The organism is Cellulomonas sp. PhB143, assembly GCF_003752595.1.
Lineage (GTDB): Bacteria > Actinomycetota > Actinomycetes > Actinomycetales > Cellulomonadaceae > Paraoerskovia.
On record NZ_RKIJ01000015.1, the window covers coordinates 96,888 to 113,987 of the forward strand.

Sequence of the window (17,100 nt, forward strand, 5' to 3'; positions counted from 1 at the left end):
GGGCCGCTCACCCCACCACGCGGCACCCGTCGAGCTCGTGGGCCATCGCGTCGTGCTCCTCCGGCGTCACCCACAGCCCGTAGGCGGCCTTGACCTCCACCTGCCGCAGCACGTACGCGCACCGGAAGCCCCGGTTCGGGGGCAGCCACGTGGCCGAGTCCTCCGCCCCCTTGTCCTGGTTGAGCGGCCCGTCGACGGCGAGCAGGTTCGCCGGGTCGTTCGCGAGGCGGCGCCGCGCGTCGGCGCTCAGGTCCTGCGCCCCGGTGCGCCAGGCGTCGTTCAGCGCCACGACGTGGTCGATCTGGACGAGGGCGCTGTGCGGGCCGCGCTCGAAGGCGATCGTCGCGCCGCCGTAGGGATCGACCAGCGTGCCCGAGAGCACGGTGCACGCGTCCTCCGCGTCGACGGTCGTCGCCGTCAGATCGCGGGCGAGCACGTCGTTGCGGGTGTCGCAGCCGTTGCCGTCGACGTCGTCCCACGCGGGGCCGAACTCGTCCCGGTCGTACCCGTCGCCCGGTGCCGACCCGCGGACCGGCAGCGCCGCGAGGTCCGCGCGGGCGGCGGCGAGCATCGGACGGCTGACCCCGTAGACCGGACCCGCCGGCCCGGCCAGGTGGGTGGCGGTGATCCAGACGAGCACGCCGAGGACGGCCAGGGCGAGCAGCGCCGCCCCGTGCGGGAGGGTGCGCTCCGGCCCCGGCGGGCGGGCACGGTCGGCGGAGGGTCGTCGGGGCACGGGGCGACCGTCCCGCGTCCGGCAGGGCCGCCGTCGGGCCGCCGGCACGACCTGTGGACGGAGGGCCGCGTCGCCCGGGCGGTGGGGGCCGTCGTCGGCTCAGGCGCGGATGCCGGCGAGCTCGCCCGCTCGCAGGAGCACGGAGTCGAGCATGGGCGGAGTGAGGCGCCCGGTGAAGGTGTTCTGCTGGGAGACGTGGAAGCACCCGAGCAGGGTGAGCGAGCGGCCGTCGGGATGGCCGACCCGCACCTCGGCGCCGTGGCCGAAGACCGGCCTCGGCCGCGGCACGGACCACCCCTGCTCGGCGAGGGTCGAGAGGGTCGCGAGCCAGCCGAACCCGCCGAGCACGACGATCACCGAGGGAGCGACCAGCTGGAGCTCGCGGCCCAGGAAGGGCCCGCAGGTGCGGCGCTCGGTGGGCGTGGGCCGGTTGGCCGGCGGGGCGCAGCGCACGGGGGCGGTGAGCCGGACGCCGGTCAGCACCAGGCCGTCGTCGGGCCGCCGGCCGGTCGGCTGGGACGCGAACCCCGTGCGGTGCAGGGCCGCGAAGAGGAAGTCTCCGCTGCGGTCGCCGGTGAACATCCGGCCCGTGCGGTTGGCGCCGTGCGCAGCCGGGGCGAGCCCGACCACGAGGACCGGGGCCGCGGGGTCGCCGAACCCCGGCACCGGCCGGCCCCAGTAGGTCTCGTCGCGGAACGCTGCCCGCTTCTCCCGGGCGACGCTCTCACGCCAGGCCACGAGCCGCGGGCACGCGCGGCACGTCGTGACGAGCGCGTCCAGGGCGGGAAGGTCCGGCGCGGACGCTGCGCGCTCGGGGGTCGCAGCGTCGGCACCCGACCGCCCGGCGACCCCACCGTCGTCGTCCATCCGCTCGACCACCCTCCTCCCGCCCACACCCAGACCCCCGCCGTCCGCCCACCCCGCCGTCCGCCCACCCGCCGAGATGTCGAATTCGGCCCCGGATTCTTCGAATCCAGGGGCGGAATTCGACATCTCGGCGGAGGGGTCAGGCGCGCTCGTCGCGCCAGGCGATCCACTTCTTCAGCAGCTCCAGGTCGTAGTCCGGTCCGCCGGTGCCCACCGTGAGCAGGGTCGCGCCGGCCGCGACGACGCCGTCCGCCACCTCCTCGGGCGGGGCCCCGACGCCCACGGACCGCTCGACGAGCGCGGCGGTGTCCCGGCCGACCGCCGCGCCGTGCTCGTCGAGGATCGCGCTCTTGCGCGCGAGCGTCTCGGCGTCGCCGAACGAGTGCCAGACGTCCGCGTGCTCCGCGACGATGCGCAGCGTCTTCTTCTCGCCGCCGCCGCCGATCATGATCGGGATGTCACGCACCGGCGCGGGGTTCCCGGCGGCCAGGCGGCGCCGGATGCGCGGCAGGTCCTCGGCGAGCCGGGCGATGCGCGATCCCGCGGTGCCGAACTCGTACCCGAGCTGCTCGTAGTCCTTCTCGAACCAGCCGGCGCCGATGCCGAGGATCAGCCGCCCGCCCGAGAGGTGGTCGACGGTCCGCGCCATGTCCGCCAGAAGCTCGGGGTTGCGATAGCTGTTGCACGTCACGAGCGCGCCGATCTCGACGCGCTCGGTCTGCTCCGCCCACGCGCCGAGCATCGTCCAGCACTCGAAGTGCTTGCCCTCGGGGTCGCCGGACAAGGGGTAGAAGTGGTCCCAGTTGAAGATCACGTCGACCCCGGCGTCCTCCGCGCGCAGCACGGCGTCGCGGATCTGCGGGTAGTCGGCATGCTGGGGCTGGATCTGGACTCCGATGCGGATGGGGTGCGTCATGCGTGCAGCGTAGGCACGCCGCGCCCCGGCACACCCGCCGGGCCGCCGCCGCACCTACGCTGACCCCGTGAGACGCAGCGTGAGACGCACCGTGGGCTGGCTCGTGGGCGTCGTCGTCGTGCTCGCGCTCCTCGTGGCCGTCGACCGCGCCGCGGCGTGGGTCGTCGCGGGCCGGGTCGCGGACGGGCTGGAGGACGACGGCGCCACGGACGTCGGCGTGCACGTCGGCGGCTTCCCGTTCCTCACCCAGCTGGCCCGCGGCGAGCTCGAGGACGTCACCGGCACGGCGGGCACGGCCGCGGTCGCGGCGACGGGCGACGCCCCGGCCCCCGTCACGCTCGACGACCTGCGCTTCGCCGCCCAGGACCTGGGCACGCGCGACCCGTGGCGCGCGGGTCACGTGACCGCCTCCGCCGTCCTGCCCGCGTCGTCGCTCACCACCCTGGTGAGCGACGCGACCGGCGCCGACCTGCAGGTCGCGACCGCCGACGGCGCCCTCGAGGTCACCACCAGCACCTTCGGGCTCGACGTCGTGGTGTCCGTCGCGCCGCGGGTCGACGACGGCCACCTCGCCGTCGGCGTCTCGTCCGTGCGCGTCGGCCCGCTCGAGGTCTCGCCCGACCAGCTGCCGGACGCCCTCGCGGGCCTGGTCACCGACCGGCTGGACGGCCTGCGGGTCCCGCTCGACCTGCCGGACGGCGTCCGGCTCGAGCGGGTCGCCGTGCGGGACGACGGCGTCCGGGTCGTGCTCTCGGGCGAGGACGTCGCCCTCGGCGAGCTGGCGGCGTCGTGACGGGCGGGCCGGTGACCGGCCACCCGGACCGTCTCGACGGCCCGGCGGTCCGCGTCGCGCGCCTGGCCGGGCACGGGCTGCGCGGCGCGGGGGCCGCGGACGTGCCGGCCGCCGTCGGGCACCTGCTCGCCGTCCAGGCGCAGGAGTTCCGGGCGTCGCTGTGGGGGCTCGCGAGCCGCTGCGGCCCCGGCGGCGGCCCCGTCCCGACGGCCGCGGAGGCGCTGCGGGCCTTCGACGCCGGCGAGGTCCTGCGCACCCACGTCCTGCGACCCACCTGGCACCTCGTGCTGCCGGACGACGTCCGCGGGCTCCTCGAGCTCAGCGCGCCCCGCGTGCACCGGGCGGCGAGCGGGATGTACCGGCAGGAGGGGCTGGACGAGCGCACCCGGGGCCGGGCCGCGGAGGCGCTGGCGACCGCCGCCGCGGGAGCGCCCGTCACGCGGGCCGAGGCGGCGCAGGTGCTCGCCTCGGGCGGGTTCCCGTCGTCGGGCAACGCCCTGACGTACCTCCTGATGAGCGCCGAGCTCGACCGGGCGATCGTCAGCGGGCCGGTGCGCGGGCGCCGGCACACCTACGCCCCGTTCGACGAGCGCGTGCCTCCCGCGCCCGGGTCCGCCGGGGCGGGGGAGTCGCTCGGCCTGACGCGCGCCGCCGACGAGCGGGTGGACGTCCCGGGCCGGGCGCGGGACCGGGCGCTGACCAAGGTCGCCCGGCGGTACCTGGCGGCGCGCGGCCCCGCGACGGCGAAGGATCTCGCGACCTGGTCGGGCTTCACGCTGACGGAGGTGCGGCGCGCGCTCGCGGCGCTGGCGGAGCATGGCGCGGCTGCGGCGCGGCCCGGCGCCGGGGTGCTCGACGGCCTGGAGCTGTGGACGGCGGCGCCGTCCCGGCAGGCGGGACCGGGCCGGGCGTCCCGCCGGGAGGTGCCCGTCGTCGACCTCCTGCAGGGCTACGACGAGTACGTCGTCTCCTACACCCAGAGCCGCGGAGTCGTCCTGGAGGGCCTGGGCGCGGCGCCGGGGGACCGGCCGGGGACGGCCCTGGCGCTGGAGAGCCGGGCGGCGGTCGACGGCGTCGGGCCGTACCTGCACGCGGTGACGGTCGACGGGATCGTCGTCGGGCGGTGGAAGACGACCGTGTCGGCGCGCGAGCTGGTCGTCGACGCGCAGTGGTACCGCGCACCGTCAGGGTCCGTGCGTGCGGCGCTCGCGGCGGAGGTCGACCGCATGGCCGCCCATCACGGGCTCGCGGGCGCGCTGCGCTGACCCGCCTCGGCGGAGGGCCGGTGGGAGACTGGGCCGATGACCACCTCCACCCCGGCTGCACCGGCCGACGCCCCGGCGCCCACTCCCGCGCCCGCCGAGGGGCGCGCGCTGCCGATCGCCGAGGCCGCCTCCGCGACCGGCCTGAGCGTGCACACGCTGCGCTACTACGAGCGCGACGGCCTGATGCTGGGCGCGGTCGAGCGGGCGCCGTCGGGCCATCGCCGCTACTCGCCGGGCGACCTGGACTGGCTCCGGATGGTCACGCGGCTGCGCGAGACGGGCATGTCGATCGAGGAGATCCGCCAGTACGCCGCGCTCGTGCGCGCGGGCGCGGCGTCGACCGCCGAGCGGCTCGAGCTGTTGCGCGAGCACCGGCGCCGGGTGCTGGTCGAGCTGGAGCGCGTGCAGGAGCACCTGCGGGCGATCGACGGGAAGATCTCGCTGTACGAGTCGGAGGTCGGGTTCGCGCGCGCTTGACCTCGAGCGCGCTCGAAGGGCGAGGCTCGAACCATGACAGACACGACGACCTCGACAGGTCCCACCGGCATCCCCACCCGCACCCTCGGCAGCGCAGCGAACGGCACCGCGCTCGAGGTCTCGGCGCTCGGCCTCGGCTGCATGGGCATGTCCGCGTTCTACGGCGCGGCGAGCGGCGAGTCCTCGGCCACCGACGCCGAGTCGGTGCGCACCGTCCACCGCGCGCTCGATCTCGGCGTCACCCTCCTCGACACGGCCGAGATGTACGGCCCGCACACCAACGAGCGGCTCGTCGGCCGGGCGATCGCCGACCGCCGCGACGACGTCGTCCTCGCCACGAAGTTCGGGATCGTCCCGGCCACCGACGGTGGGCGCGGCTACGACGGCAGCCCGGAGAACGTGCGGCGCTCGATCGACGGCAGCCTGCAGCGGCTCGGGACCGACCACGTGGACCTGTACTACCAGCACCGGATGGACCCGCAGGTGCCCGTCGAGGAGACCGTCGGCGCGCTCGCGGAGCTCGTCGCCGAGGGCAAGGTCCGCCACATCGGGCTCTCCGAGGCGTCGCCCGAGACCATCCGGCGCGCGCACGCCGTGCACCCGGTCACCGCCGTGCAGACCGAGTACTCCCTGTGGTCGCGCGACGTCGAGGCGAGCGTGCTGCCGACGCTCCGGGAGCTCGGCATCGGCCTCGTGCCCTACTCCCCGCTCGGCCGCGGGTTCCTCACCGGCCAGATCACCAGCCCGGACGACTTCGCCGAGGACGACTTCCGGCGCAGCAACCCGCGCTTCCAGGGCGAGGCGTTCGAGGCGAACCTCGCGCTCGTGGGCCGGGTCCGCGAGATCGCGGAGGCCAAGGGCGTCACGGCGGGCCAGCTCGCGCTCGCCTGGGTGCTGGCGCAGGGCGACGACGTCGTCCCGATCCCGGGCACGAAGCGCGTGGCCTACCTGGAGGAGAACGTCGCGGCGGCGCGCGTGCACCTCACGGGCGAGGACCTCGCCGCGATCACCGACGCGATGCCGGCCGAGGCCGTCGTCGGGCAGCGCTACGCGGACATGTCGCCGATCGAGGAGTAGGCGCCCGCCCGCCCGCCCGCCCGCCCGTCCGTTCCGCCGAGACGTCGAATTCCGCCCCGGATCTGGCGATCCGAGGGGCGGAATTCGACTTCTCGGCGGGTCACGGCGGGTCACGGCGGGGTGCCCCGCGACGTGGCAGGCTGACGGCATGTCGACGTCGAACTGGGCCCGCAACCTCACCTACTCCTCGTCGCGGGTCGTGCGCCCGACGACGCTCGACGAGCTGGCGGAGACGGTCACCTCCAGCCCGCGCGTCCGGCCGCTCGGAACGCGCCACAGCTTCAACCGGGTCGCGGACACCGACGGCGTGCACGTCGTCGTCGACGCGCTCGACGACGGCCGCCCGGCCGTCGAGGTCGACGTCGCCCGCGGGACCGCGAGCATCGCCGCCGGCGCGCGCTACGGCGAGGCGTCCCAGGCGCTGCAGGAGCAGGGCGTGGCGCTCGGGGCGATGGCGTCGCTCCCGCACATCTCCGTCGCCGGAGCCGTCGCCACGGCGACCCACGGCTCGGGCGACACGACGCGGAACCTGGCCGCCGCCGTCCGCGGTCTCGAGCTCGTGACGGCCGACGGCGCGGTGCGTACCCTCGCGCGCGGCGACACCGACTTCGCGGGCGCGGTCGTGGGGCTCGGCGCGCTGGGGATCGTCACGCGCCTCGAGCTCGACGTCGTGCCCACCTACGACGTCCGCCAGGACGTCTACCTCGGGCTCGGCTGGGACGTCGTCGCCGAGCAGCTCGACGAGATCACGGCGAGCGCCACCTCGGTGAGCCTGTTCACCGGCTGGGGCGACGGCGTCGACCAGGTCTGGCGCAAGACGGCGGTGCGCCCCGGCAGCGACGCTGTCGCCTTTCCGGCGGCGTACCTGGGCGCGGCGGCGGCGACCCGCGCGATGCACCCGCTGCCCGGCGTCGACGCGGCGGCCTGCACCGAGCAGCTCGGCGTGGCGGGGCCGTGGAACGAGCGGCTGCCGCACTTCCGGCTCGCGTTCACCCCGTCGAACGGCGAGGAGCTGCAGAGCGAGTACCTGGTGCCGCGCCGGCACGCGGTCGAGGCGATGGCGGCGCTGCGGAAGATCGCCGACGTCGTGCGGCCGCTCCTGCAGATCACCGAGATCCGTACGATCGCGGCGGACGACCTGTGGATGAGCACCGCGTTCGTCGAGGGTGTGGCTGCCGGGGAGCAGCCGGATCCCCGCGCGGGGTTCGTCGGGTTCCACTTTACGTGGCTGCCGCGCCAGCGCGAGGTCGAGGCGGTGCTGCCGGCGATCGAGTCCGCGCTCGCGCCGTTCGGCGCGCGCCCGCACTGGGGGAAGCTCTTCACCGACGGTCCGGCGGAGCTGGCCGACGTCGCGGGCCGGTACCCGAGGTTCGCGGACTTCGCCGCTCTGGTCGAGCGGTACGACCCGGCGGGGCGCTTCCGCGGGGGCATCGTCGACACGCTGCTGGCCGGCGCCTGACCCGCCGTCCGCCGTCCGCCGCTCGCTCGCCGAGAAGTCGAACTCCGCCCCTGAAAATGGAGCTTCGGGGGCGGAATTCGACTTCTCGGCGGAGCTGGCGTCAGGAACCGGCTTCCGTCGTCGCCTTCTTCTCCGCGTCGTCGCTCGTGCCGTCCGTGCCCTCGCCGTCCGTGACCTTCCCGTCCTTGCCGGCCTTCTCCTTCGCGACCGCCACCCGGTCCATGAACGCGAGGTCGGCCGAGCGGATCTGCGCGCTGGCGACCTTGTCGTCCAGCGTCGGGTCCCCGTCGGAGCCCTGCGCGCCGTAGTCGGCGAACTGGGCGTGCGACGCCCCGAAGATCCGCACGAAGTCGGTGTCGGCGGGCAGCCGGTCCCGGGACGCCGCGATCCGCGCGGGCGGCACGACTCCGTCCTGCGTCCCCCACACGCTCGCGGCGAGCACGTCGGCGTCGGACGCGTCCGTCGTCGGGCTCGAGGCCTGCAGCAGCAGCCCCCGGACGGGCCCGTCGCTGCCGGAGTGGTGTGCCGCGACGGCCGCCGCGGCCTCCCCGCCCGCGCCGTGCCCGGCCACGACCCACCGCGTGACCTGCGGGAACTCGGCGAACGCCTGCAGCGCCTGGTCGGGGTCCGTGGACGCCACCCCGAGCGGCTCGTTCATGACGACGACGACGTAGCCCGCCTCCGCGACGGGGCGCAGCAGCGGTGCGAGGGCGCGCGAGTCGACGCGCTCGTCGGGGTAGTAGGCGAGGCCGGTGGCGGCGACCTGCTCGGCGTCGGGCCCGCCGTCGCCGGACCGGTCGGCGACGGGCGCCGTCGTGCCCCCGCTGTCCCCGCCCCGCGGCACGAACGCGTACCAGTCCTCGTCGTCCTGGAGCCCGACGACGTCGTTCGGCGCGTAGACCGCGAGCGCGTCGGCGGTCGCGACCATGGGCTGGAACCGCAGGACCGACCAGGTCAGCCCGACCAGCGCGACCGCGACGACCGTCCACGCGGCCCCCAGGCTCCAGCGCGCGAGCGGGGGACGGATGACGGGGAGCGGGGGGCGTGCCTGCGGGTCGCGTCCGCCGCCGTCCCGGTAGAGCAGCACGAGGAGGTAGCCGATGAGCACGCCACCGACCGTGAACGCGACGACGAGCAGGACCGGGTACAGCCAGTGGTTGCGGGCGAGGGCGTCGCCGGACCGCAGCCCGACCCACACGGAGGTCGCGAGCAACGACGTGCCGAGCAGGAAGAGCCCGAACCGCGTGAGTCCCCTGGCCTCCATGGCACGACGGTAGGCGGGCCCGGCGAGGAGCGCTCGCGGAACGTAGCGTGTCGCACGAGGTGGATCGGGGCCGCGCACCGGAGGCGAGCATGATCGGCAGGCTGCACCACGTGATCGTCGACTGTCCCGACCCGCGGGGCTCGGCCGTGTTCTGGGCCGCGCTGCTGGGCCGGGAGATCACCTACGAGGACGCCGACTTCGTGGTCGTGTCGACGAGCGACCAGGCGTCCGGGATCGCGTTCCAGCGAGCCACCGGGAACGTCGCGCCGACCTGGCCCGACCCGGCCGTGCCTCAGCAGCTGCACCTCGACGTGATGGTCGAGGACGTCGCGGCGTCCGCCCCCGAGGTCCTCGCGCTGGGGGCGACGCGGCTCGAGGGGGACGTGTTCGCCGATCCGGGCGGTCACCCGTTCTGCCTGGTCCGCCGGCCGGGCTGGGCGCCGCCGATCCCGGGCTGAGGACCTCGCGTCAGCGCACCCACCAGCCGTGCTCGCCGACGAGCGCGTCGGCGGCCTCGGGCCCCCACGACCCCGGCGCGTAGGGCTGCGGCGCGGGCCGGGCGTCTCCGAGCAGCGGTGCGAACGCCCGCCACGCCTCGCGCAGCGCGGCGGACGTGGTGAACGCCCGGTGGTCGCCCCGCAGGACGTCGTGCAGCGCGGCGGCGTACGGCGGCATCGGGTCGCCGCCTGCGACGTCGTCCAGCGAGAGCTTCGCGGTGCCCTGCGAGAGCTGCAGGTCGGGGCCGGGCGTCTTGACGGTCGCGGACACCTCGATCACCCCGTCGCCGCTGACGGAGACGCTGACCGCGTCCGTGCCGGCGTCCTCGACCGGGCCCTCGGGGGAGCGCAGCAGGAGGGTCACCCGCTGCGCGGAGCCCGCCATCCGCTTGCCGGAGCGCAGCACGAACGGCACGCCGCGCCAGCGGTCGCTGTCGATCCACAGCCGCGCCGCGACGTAGGTGTCGGTCGTCGAGTCGTCCGCGATCCCGTCGATGTCCGTGTACCCCTCGAACTGGCCGAGGACGACGTCGTTCTCCGGGTCCAGCGGCCGGAAGCGGCGGAAGATTTCCTCGCGCGCCTCGCGGACCGGGCCGGCGTCGAGCGACCCGGGCGAGTCGAGCGCGACCTCCGCCGCCGTCTGGAACAGGTGCGTGACGAGCATGTCGAGGGCCGCGCCGGTGGCGTCGTAGAAGGAGGCACGGTCGGCGACGTCGAGCGTCTCGGGCACGTCGACCTGGACCTGGACGACGTGCTCGCGGTCCCACACGCTCGCGAACATCTCGTTGGCGAACCGCAGCACGTGCAGGTTCTGCGTGCCCTCCTTCGCGAGGAAGTGGTCGATCCGGTACACCTGCGACTCGTCGAGGTGCTCGTGCACGAGCGCGTCGAGCTCCTCGAAGGTCTCGGGCGACGTGCCGAACGGCTTCTCGTAGACGACGCGGGCGTCGGTGAGCAGGTCGTGCGCGGCGAGGGCCTTCGTCAGGGGCGCGAACGTCGTCGGCGGCACGGCCAGGTAGTGGACGACGAGCGCCTCGCGGTCGCGCAGGTCGCGCACGCGGTCGGTGAGCGTGCCCGGGTCGTCGTCGGACGGGTCGCTGCCGTAGGCGAGCCGGTCGGCGAAGTCGTTCCAGCGCTCGTCGAGGGGCTCGTCGGAGTACTCCTCGAGGGCGTCGTGCACGAGGTCGGCGAACTCGTCGTCGGTGATCTCCTTGCGCCCGGAGCCGAGGACGGTCCAGTCGCGCGGCAGGAGCCCTCGCCGGTAGAGCAGGTACAGGGCAGGCAGGACCATGCGCGCCGCGAGGTCGCCGCGCGCCCCGTGCAGGACGAGGCACAGGGAGTCCGGCAGGTCGGTCGGTTCGCTCGTTCCGCTCACGTTCTCTCCTCGGTGTCCGACGACGGGGTCCGCCACCGACGCTACGGTCCCCGCGCGTCCGACGCGCCCCGGCAGGCCCCGCCGGCCGTCGGCCGACGCCGCCCGGCGTGCCCGCGTCGGTGGCGCCCGATAGCGTGCCACCAGTCAGCGAACGTCCAGCAACGAGCGGGGCCACCGGTCACCGGGATCGACGGGAGGGTGCAGATGGCACGCACGCGCACGAGCACGGACGGGGGCGTCACGGGCCAGCGCGACCAGTGGACCGGGCAGACGGCGTTCATCCTCGCCGCGGTCGGCTCGGCCATCGGGCTGGGCAACATCTGGCGCTTCCCCGGCGTGGCCTACGACAACGGCGGCGGGGCGTTCATGGTGCCCTACCTCGTGGCGCTCCTGACCGCCGGCATCCCGATCCTCTTCCTCGACTACGCGCTCGGGCACCGGTACCGGGGGTCGTCGCCGCTGGCGTTCCGGCGGGTCGTGCGGTGGGCCGAGGGACTGGGCTGGTTCCAGGTCGGCATCTGCTTCGTCATCGCGATCTACTACACCGCGGTGATCGGCTGGGCGGCGAGCTTCTTCTTCTTCTCGTTCGACCTGCGCTACGCCGACGACCCGCAGGGATTCTTCTTCCAGGACTACCTGCAGATGGGCGACCCGGGCTTCTCTCTGCACTTCGTGCCGTGGGTGCTGATCCCGCTGGTCGTGGTGTGGCTGGTGACGATCGCGATCCTCGCGGGCGGCGTGGCCAAGGGCATCGAGCGGGCGAACGTCGTCTTCATCCCGGTGCTGGTCGTGACCTTCGCCGTGATGGTGGTCCGGGCGCTCTTCCTCGACGGGGCGGCGGACGGGCTGAACGCGCTGTTCACGCCGGACTGGGGCGCGCTCGGCGACGCGAACGTGTGGATCCAGGCCTACGGGCAGATCTTCTTCTCGCTCTCGATCGCGTTCGGGATCATGATCACCTACGCCTCGTTCCGCCCGCGGCGCTCGAACCTCACGGGCCCCGGGCTGGTGGTCGCGTTCGCGAACTCCTCCTTCGAGATCCTCGCCGGCATCGGCGTGTTCGCGACGCTCGGGTTCCTCGCGGTCCAGGAGGGCGTGCCGATCTCCGACCTCGAGGGGCTCTCCGGCGTCGGGCTGTCGTTCGTGACGTTCCCCGCCGTCATCGCCCAGATGCCCGGCGGCCAGCTCTTCGGGGCGCTCTTCTTCGCGGCCCTGGTGCTCGCGGGGCTGACGTCGCTCGTGTCGATCCTGCAGGTCGTCTCGTCCGGCTTCCAGGAGAAGTTCGGCTGGAACGCGCGCCGGTCCGCCGTCGGGGTCGGCTCCGTCTCGGCGATCGTCTCGATCCTGCTCCTGGGGACCACCACGGGCCTGTACTTCCTCGACACCGCCGACAACTGGGCCAACAACATCGGGATCGTCGGCTCGGCGGTCCTGATGACGATCCTGCTGCTGTGGGTGCTGCGCAAGGGTCCGGAGCTGCGCTACCACCTCAACGCGGTCTCCACGTTCCGCGTCGGGCGCTGGTGGTACGTGTGCGTGGGGGTGCTCGCGCCCCTGCTGCTCGGCTACATGCTGGTCTCGCGGATCGTCGACCTCGTCCAGCACGGCTACCCGGCCGCGCCGGACGAGAGCTACCCGACGTGGTACCTCCTCACGGTCGGTTGGGGCGCGATCGCCTTCTGCATCGTGCTCGCCGTGGTGATGTCCTCGATGCGCTGGCGCACCGACCCGGACCGGTTCGTCGCCTGGCCGCCCTACCCGCCCGAGGGGCGACAGGTCGCGGCGGCGAGCGCCGCTACGGCGCCGTCGGGCACCTCGACCGGAGGGAACCGCCCATGACCGCCACGTCCGTGACCTTCCTCGTCCTGACCCTCGCCATCGTGTGGGGCGGCCTGGTGGCCAGCGTGCTGTACGTTCGCGCCCGCCCGGAGGCGGACCACCTGCCGCCCGGCGGCGAGGAGGACCCCGAGGACCCCGTGCGCGAGCAGGGAGGCCCGGTCGTCCACGACACCTGAGCGCGGCGGGCGGAACGGGCGCGAAACACGGCGGTGGTAGCGTGCCCCCGCGCCACGGCCACGGGCCGGGCCCACCCACTGCGTACCCGATCCCTGGAGCCCAGATGCGCAAGCTTCCCGTCCTCGTCGCCCTCGCGGCGGCCGCCACCCTCGCCCTGTCGGGCTGCACCGACGCGTCCCAGACCGGTGCGACGTCGGGCTCGGACGACTCGTCGTCGCCCGCCCCGACGTTCGACCTGTCGAGCATCCAGAAGGACGACGCCGCCGCGAAGCTCCTGCCGGCCGACGTCGCGGCCTCGGGAAAGCTCACCGTGGGGACCGACACGACCTACGCCCCGGCGGAGTTCATCGACCCCGACGGCAAGACGCCGGTCGGCTACGACATCGACCTGATCGACGCCGTCGCGGCGGTGCTGGGCCTCGACGCCGAGCCGCAGACGGCGGAGTTCCCGTCGATCATCCCCGGTCTCGGTTCGAAGTACGACGTCGGGATCTCGTCCTTCACGATCACGCCCGAGCGCCTCGAGAGCGCGAACATGGTCAGCTACTTCTCGGCCGGCGAGGCCTACGCGGTGCCCAAGGGGAACCCGGAGAAGCTCACCGTCGACGACATCTGCGGCATGACGGTCACGGTGCAGAACGGGACCATCCAGGACGACGAGGTCGACGACATCTCGACGAAGTGCGAGTCCGACGGCAAGGACCCGCTGAAGGTCCTCAACTACGACAGCCAGGCCGACGCGACGACGAACGTCGTCGGCGGCAAGGCGGACGTGATGTTCGCGGACTCCCCGATCGTGCAGTACGCGGTCACGCAGACCGACGGTCAGCTCGAGCAGCTCGGGGACACCTTCTCGTCCGCGCCGCAGGGGATCGCGGTCGCGAAGGACGACGAGGACCTCGCCAAGGCGATCCAGGCCGCGCTCCAGGTGCTCATGGACGACGGCGACATGACCAAGATCCTCGACGTCTGGGGCGCCTCCGACGGCGCGCTCGACACGGCGGAGCTCAACCCCGCCTCCTGAGCGGCACCTCCCGGAACGAGAGAAGGAGCACGATGACCGCCTCGACCAGCGGCGACGGCCCGGCCGGCGCCGACCCGGTCCCGAACCGGATCGACGCCCGACCCGTCCCGCGGCCGGGGCGGCTCGTCTCCGCCGTCGTCGTCCTCGTGCTCGCCGCCATGGCCCTGCACGGCCTGGTGACGAACGAGAACTTCCGCTGGGACATCGTCTGGCTCTACCTGCGCGACACGACCGTCGTGCGCGGCGTCGGCTGGACGCTGGTGCTCACGGCGGGCGCGATGGTCGTGGCCATCGCGCTCGCCGTGACCCTCGCCGTGATGCGCCGCTCCGGCAACCCCGTCATGCGGTGGACGAGCTGGTTCTACATCTGGTTCTTCCGCGGCACCCCGGTCTACACGCAGCTCGTGTTCTGGGGCCTGCTGTCCGTGCTGTACCCCCGGCTGAGCATCGGCATCCCGTTCGGGCCCGAGTTCTTCGTCTTCGACACCGGCGACCTGATCACCGCCTTCTGGGCAGCGATGTTCGGTCTGGCGCTGAACGAGGCCGCCTACCTGGCCGAGATCGTGCGGGCCGGGCTCGGGTCCGTCGACCCGGGCCAGAGCGAGGCCGCGAAGGCGCTGGGGATGAAGGACTCGAAGATCCTGCGGCGCATCGTCCTGCCGCAGGCGATGCGCGTGATCGTCCCGCCCACGGGCAACGAGACGATCTCCATGCTCAAGACCACGTCACTGGTGCTCGCGGTGCCGTTCACGCTCGAGCTGACGTTCGTCACCAACTCCATCGGCAACCGCATCTTCCTGCCGATCCCGTTGCTCATGGTCGCGGCGATCTGGTACCTGTTCATCACGAGCATCCTCATGGTCGGCCAGCACTACGTGGAGCGGTACTACGGACGCGGGTTCGGCACCGACCACACCCCGCGCCGGCCCCGGCAGGCGGCGATCGCGGCCGCCGGCACCACCAAGGAGGACCCCTTCATGGACGTGACCCCGTGAGCGCGGCGGACGCGCGCGAGGCGATGGTCGAGGTTCGCGCCCTGCACAAGGAGTTCGGCGCGGTGCACGTCCTCAAGGGCGTCGACCTGACCGTGGAGCGGGGCTCGGTGTGCGTGGTCCTGGGGCCCTCCGGCTCCGGCAAGTCGACGCTGCTGCGGTGCATCAACGAGCTCGAGGAGATCACCGGCGGCTCCGTGCGGGTCGAGGGCGAGCTCATGGGCTACACCGAGGTCGCGACCGACGACGGCACGCGCCTGCACCGCCTGCACCCGAAGGTGATCGCGCGCCAGCGTGCCCGCATCGGCATGGTCTTCCAGCGGTTCAACCTCTTCCCGCACAAGACGGCGCTGGAGAACGTCATGGAGGCGCCCGTGCACGTGCGCGGCGACTCGCGCTCGACGGCGCGGGCGCGCGCGCTCGAGCTCCTCGACCGGGTCGGCCTCGCGGACCGCGTGGACCACTACCCGGCCCAGCTCTCGGGCGGTCAGCAGCAGCGGGTGGCGATCGCCCGGGCGCTCGCCATGGACCCGGACCTCATGCTCTTCGACGAGCCGACGTCCGCCCTGGACCCGGAGCTCGTGGGCGAGGTTCTCGCGGTCATGCAGGACCTGGCGCGGTCCGGGATGACGATGGTCGTGGTCTCCCACGAGATCGGCTTCGCCCGCGAGGTCGCCGACCACGTCGTCTTCATGGACGACGGCGTCATCGTCGAGGAGGGGCCGCCCTCGGCCGTCATCGACGCGCCCAGCCAGGCGCGGACCAAGGACTTCCTGGCGCACGTGCTCTGAGCCGCCGGCGCGCAGCGGCGGGCGTCAGCCGCACTCCACGCCGTCGCCGTCCGGGTCGAGCAGCGGGTTGAAGCCCGCGTCGCCGCGGTGCATGGGAGCGATGCCGTCGGCCTGCGCCGACCCGCAGTCCCAGTAGACCTTCTGGGCCGCCGCCGGTGGCTGCGCCTGCTGGACGTTCGGGTCCGCCGGGGCAGGTGCCTGCTGCTCGCGTGCGGCGACGGCCGCCTCCCGGTCGGCGAGCTCCTTCTCCTTCGCCGCGGTGGCCTTGTCGCGCTGGTCGAGGTCCTTCTCGTACGCCGTCGCGGCGTCCCGGTCCTTCTTCAGCGTCGCCTGGTCCTTCGTCAGGGTCGCCTGATCCTCGGCCAGCCGGTCCTGCCGGGCCGTGAGGTCGGCCGTGTCGGACTCGAGCTGCGCCTGGTCCTGCGTGAGCCGCCCGCGCTCGGTGGACGCCGATGCGGAGGCGGCCTCGGCCGCGGCGGTGGCGTCCTGCGCGTCGGAGCGTGCGGCGAGCGCGAGCAGCAGCCCGACGACGAGCCCGATGACGAGCCCCGCGATGCCGACGACGACGACCAGGGCGGGCCGGCGCGCGGAGCTCGAACCCTCCACGGGCGGCCCCTCCTCGGGCGGCGTGGCGCCGGCGGGCGTGAGGAGCGCGGGCGCGAGCGGCGCGCCCTGCGCGACCGCGGGCATGACCATCGTGGCGGAGGCAGGGGCGCCGGCCGCGCTCGCGGAGCCGGCGGCGAGCCCGGCACGCGTCTCGCGGTGCACGCGCGTCGGGCCGGTCGGCACCGGCACGGCGGATGCCGAGGCGAGAGACGCTGTGGCGAGCGGTGCTGTGGCCAGCGGTGCTGTGGCGAGCGGTGCCGTGGCGGGCGCGTCCTCGACCCAGTACTGCCAGGCGGGCGGTGCCGGCGGCCACGACGGGTCGGGCGACCAGGCGGCGTCGGGCACGAACCCGAGCGGGACCTGCCATCCCGGGGGCGGGTTGAAGCGCATCGGTACTCCTTCGAGGGGGCGCGCACACTATGGCCCATCGCGGGCGCCCGCGTCACGTCCGTCAGGTGGCCGGACGCACGAACGCCCCCGCCGTGACGGCGGGGGCGTTCCTGGAGTGCACTGGTGCGGGCGACCGTGGGCCGCGCCGCTCCGGGCAGATCAGGCCGGGCGGATGTTCTCCGCCTGCGGGCCCTTCGGGCCCTGCGTCACGTCGAACTCGACGCGCTGGTTCTCCTCGAGGGTGCGGTAACCCTGCGTCTGGATCGCCGAGTAGTGGGCGAAGACATCGGCCGAGCCGTCCTCGGGGGCGATGAAGCCAAAGCCCTTCTCAGCGTTGAACCACTTCACGATTCCAAGCGTCATCTTCTTGCTGCTCCTTCAAGAGGTGTCAACGACCCCGTCGTTCGAGGTCGTGCATCACGGTGTTCGTCGTCAACTCTTGGGTAACAAGGTCCGCCGGGCGTGAAGCCGTAGCGCGAGGACAAGCGAGGCACTGCAATCTGCTCTTCAAGGGTACATGGCCGACGGGATTCGCACCATGCTTCTGTGAGGACT

Annotated in this window: 18 protein-coding genes; 11 read left to right on the forward strand and 7 right to left on the reverse strand. The window is 73.9% G+C overall.

Going from position 1 to position 17,100, the window contains the following annotated elements; all coding sequences use genetic code 11:
- Positions 1 to 7: 7 nt before the first annotated feature.
- From EDF32_RS13150 to EDF32_RS13160, 3 genes are all read right to left on the reverse strand, one after another.
- Positions 8 to 736, reverse strand: a complete 729-nt coding sequence (locus EDF32_RS13150) for an HNH endonuclease family protein (protein WP_370449992.1) — start codon at positions 734 to 736, stop codon at positions 8 to 10.
- A gap of 99 nt (positions 737 to 835) precedes the next feature.
- Positions 836 to 1,603 carry a uracil-DNA glycosylase gene (locus tag EDF32_RS13155; protein ID WP_123309049.1) on the reverse strand — a complete coding sequence of 256 codons (768 nt, stop codon included), beginning with the start codon at positions 1,601 to 1,603 and terminating at the stop codon, positions 836 to 838.
- A gap of 139 nt (positions 1,604 to 1,742) precedes the next feature.
- The gene (locus EDF32_RS13160) at positions 1,743 to 2,519 is read right to left on the reverse strand and encodes an LLM class F420-dependent oxidoreductase (protein ID WP_123309013.1); all 777 of its coding nucleotides are present in this window, start codon (positions 2,517 to 2,519) and stop codon (positions 1,743 to 1,745) included.
- Between the two features lie 67 nt (positions 2,520 to 2,586).
- On the opposite strand from EDF32_RS13160, the gene EDF32_RS13165 reads away from it, so the two are divergent.
- From EDF32_RS13165 to EDF32_RS13185, 5 genes are all read left to right on the forward strand, one after another.
- On the forward strand, positions 2,587 to 3,312 hold the full coding sequence (locus tag EDF32_RS13165; RefSeq protein ID WP_123309014.1) for a DUF2993 domain-containing protein: 726 nt from the start codon (positions 2,587 to 2,589) through the stop codon (positions 3,310 to 3,312).
- Between the two features lie 11 nt (positions 3,313 to 3,323).
- Positions 3,324 to 4,577 carry a DNA glycosylase AlkZ-like family protein gene (locus tag EDF32_RS13170; protein ID WP_158614103.1) on the forward strand — a complete coding sequence of 418 codons (1,254 nt, stop codon included), beginning with the start codon at positions 3,324 to 3,326 and terminating at the stop codon, positions 4,575 to 4,577.
- Between the two features lie 36 nt (positions 4,578 to 4,613).
- Complete coding sequence (locus tag EDF32_RS13175; protein WP_123309016.1) at positions 4,614 to 5,054, forward strand: MerR family transcriptional regulator; 441 nt, start codon at positions 4,614 to 4,616, stop codon at positions 5,052 to 5,054.
- 69 nt (positions 5,055 to 5,123) lie between these two features.
- Positions 5,124 to 6,131, forward strand: coding sequence for an aldo/keto reductase (locus EDF32_RS13180; protein ID WP_370449993.1), 1,008 nt, complete (start codon positions 5,124 to 5,126; stop codon positions 6,129 to 6,131).
- Between the two features lie 148 nt (positions 6,132 to 6,279).
- The gene (locus EDF32_RS13185) at positions 6,280 to 7,590 is read left to right on the forward strand and encodes an FAD-binding protein (RefSeq protein ID WP_123309018.1); all 1,311 of its coding nucleotides are present in this window, start codon (positions 6,280 to 6,282) and stop codon (positions 7,588 to 7,590) included.
- Between the two features lie 100 nt (positions 7,591 to 7,690).
- On the opposite strand, the gene EDF32_RS13190 is transcribed toward EDF32_RS13185, so the two are convergent.
- Positions 7,691 to 8,854: an alpha/beta hydrolase gene (locus tag EDF32_RS13190; protein ID WP_123309019.1), complete on the reverse strand. Its 1,164-nt coding sequence runs from the start codon at positions 8,852 to 8,854 to the stop codon at positions 7,691 to 7,693.
- Positions 8,855 to 8,943: 89 nt separating this feature from the next.
- Between EDF32_RS13190 and EDF32_RS13195 the strand changes: the two genes are divergently transcribed.
- On the forward strand, positions 8,944 to 9,312 hold the full coding sequence (locus EDF32_RS13195; RefSeq protein ID WP_123309050.1) for a VOC family protein: 369 nt from the start codon (positions 8,944 to 8,946) through the stop codon (positions 9,310 to 9,312).
- Positions 9,313 to 9,322: 10 nt separating this feature from the next.
- Here the strand turns inward: EDF32_RS13195 and EDF32_RS13200 are convergent, their stop codons facing one another.
- A complete protein-coding gene (locus EDF32_RS13200) occupies positions 9,323 to 10,726 on the reverse strand; it encodes a glucose-6-phosphate dehydrogenase (RefSeq protein WP_233565911.1) in 1,404 nt (467 codons plus the stop codon).
- 204 nt (positions 10,727 to 10,930) lie between these two features.
- On the opposite strand from EDF32_RS13200, the gene EDF32_RS13205 reads away from it, so the two are divergent.
- From EDF32_RS13205 to EDF32_RS13225, 5 genes are all read left to right on the forward strand, one after another.
- Positions 10,931 to 12,565, forward strand: coding sequence for a sodium-dependent transporter (locus EDF32_RS13205; protein WP_123309020.1), 1,635 nt, complete (start codon positions 10,931 to 10,933; stop codon positions 12,563 to 12,565).
- Complete coding sequence (locus tag EDF32_RS13210; RefSeq protein WP_123309021.1) at positions 12,562 to 12,741, forward strand: MetS family NSS transporter small subunit; 180 nt, start codon at positions 12,562 to 12,564, stop codon at positions 12,739 to 12,741. Before EDF32_RS13205 ends, EDF32_RS13210 begins: the two co-directional genes overlap by 4 nt.
- Before the next feature lie 104 nt (positions 12,742 to 12,845).
- The gene (locus EDF32_RS13215; protein WP_123309022.1) at positions 12,846 to 13,766 is read left to right on the forward strand and encodes an ABC transporter substrate-binding protein; all 921 of its coding nucleotides are present in this window, start codon (positions 12,846 to 12,848) and stop codon (positions 13,764 to 13,766) included.
- Positions 13,767 to 13,798: 32 nt separating this feature from the next.
- On the forward strand, positions 13,799 to 14,761 hold the full coding sequence (locus EDF32_RS13220; protein WP_123309023.1) for an amino acid ABC transporter permease: 963 nt from the start codon (positions 13,799 to 13,801) through the stop codon (positions 14,759 to 14,761).
- Positions 14,762 to 14,784: 23 nt separating this feature from the next.
- Positions 14,785 to 15,549: an amino acid ABC transporter ATP-binding protein gene (locus tag EDF32_RS13225; protein WP_123309052.1), complete on the forward strand. Its 765-nt coding sequence runs from the start codon at positions 14,785 to 14,787 to the stop codon at positions 15,547 to 15,549.
- Positions 15,550 to 15,573: 24 nt separating this feature from the next.
- On the opposite strand, the gene EDF32_RS13230 is transcribed toward EDF32_RS13225, so the two are convergent.
- Both EDF32_RS13230 and EDF32_RS13235 read right to left on the reverse strand, forming a co-directional pair.
- A complete protein-coding gene (locus tag EDF32_RS13230; protein WP_123309024.1) occupies positions 15,574 to 16,545 on the reverse strand; it encodes an excalibur calcium-binding domain-containing protein in 972 nt (323 codons plus the stop codon).
- A gap of 159 nt (positions 16,546 to 16,704) precedes the next feature.
- Positions 16,705 to 16,908 (reverse strand): cold-shock protein, encoded by a 204-nt coding sequence (locus tag EDF32_RS13235; RefSeq protein ID WP_123309025.1) that lies wholly within the window; start codon positions 16,906 to 16,908, stop codon positions 16,705 to 16,707.
- Between the last annotated feature and the right edge of the window lie 192 nt (positions 16,909 to 17,100).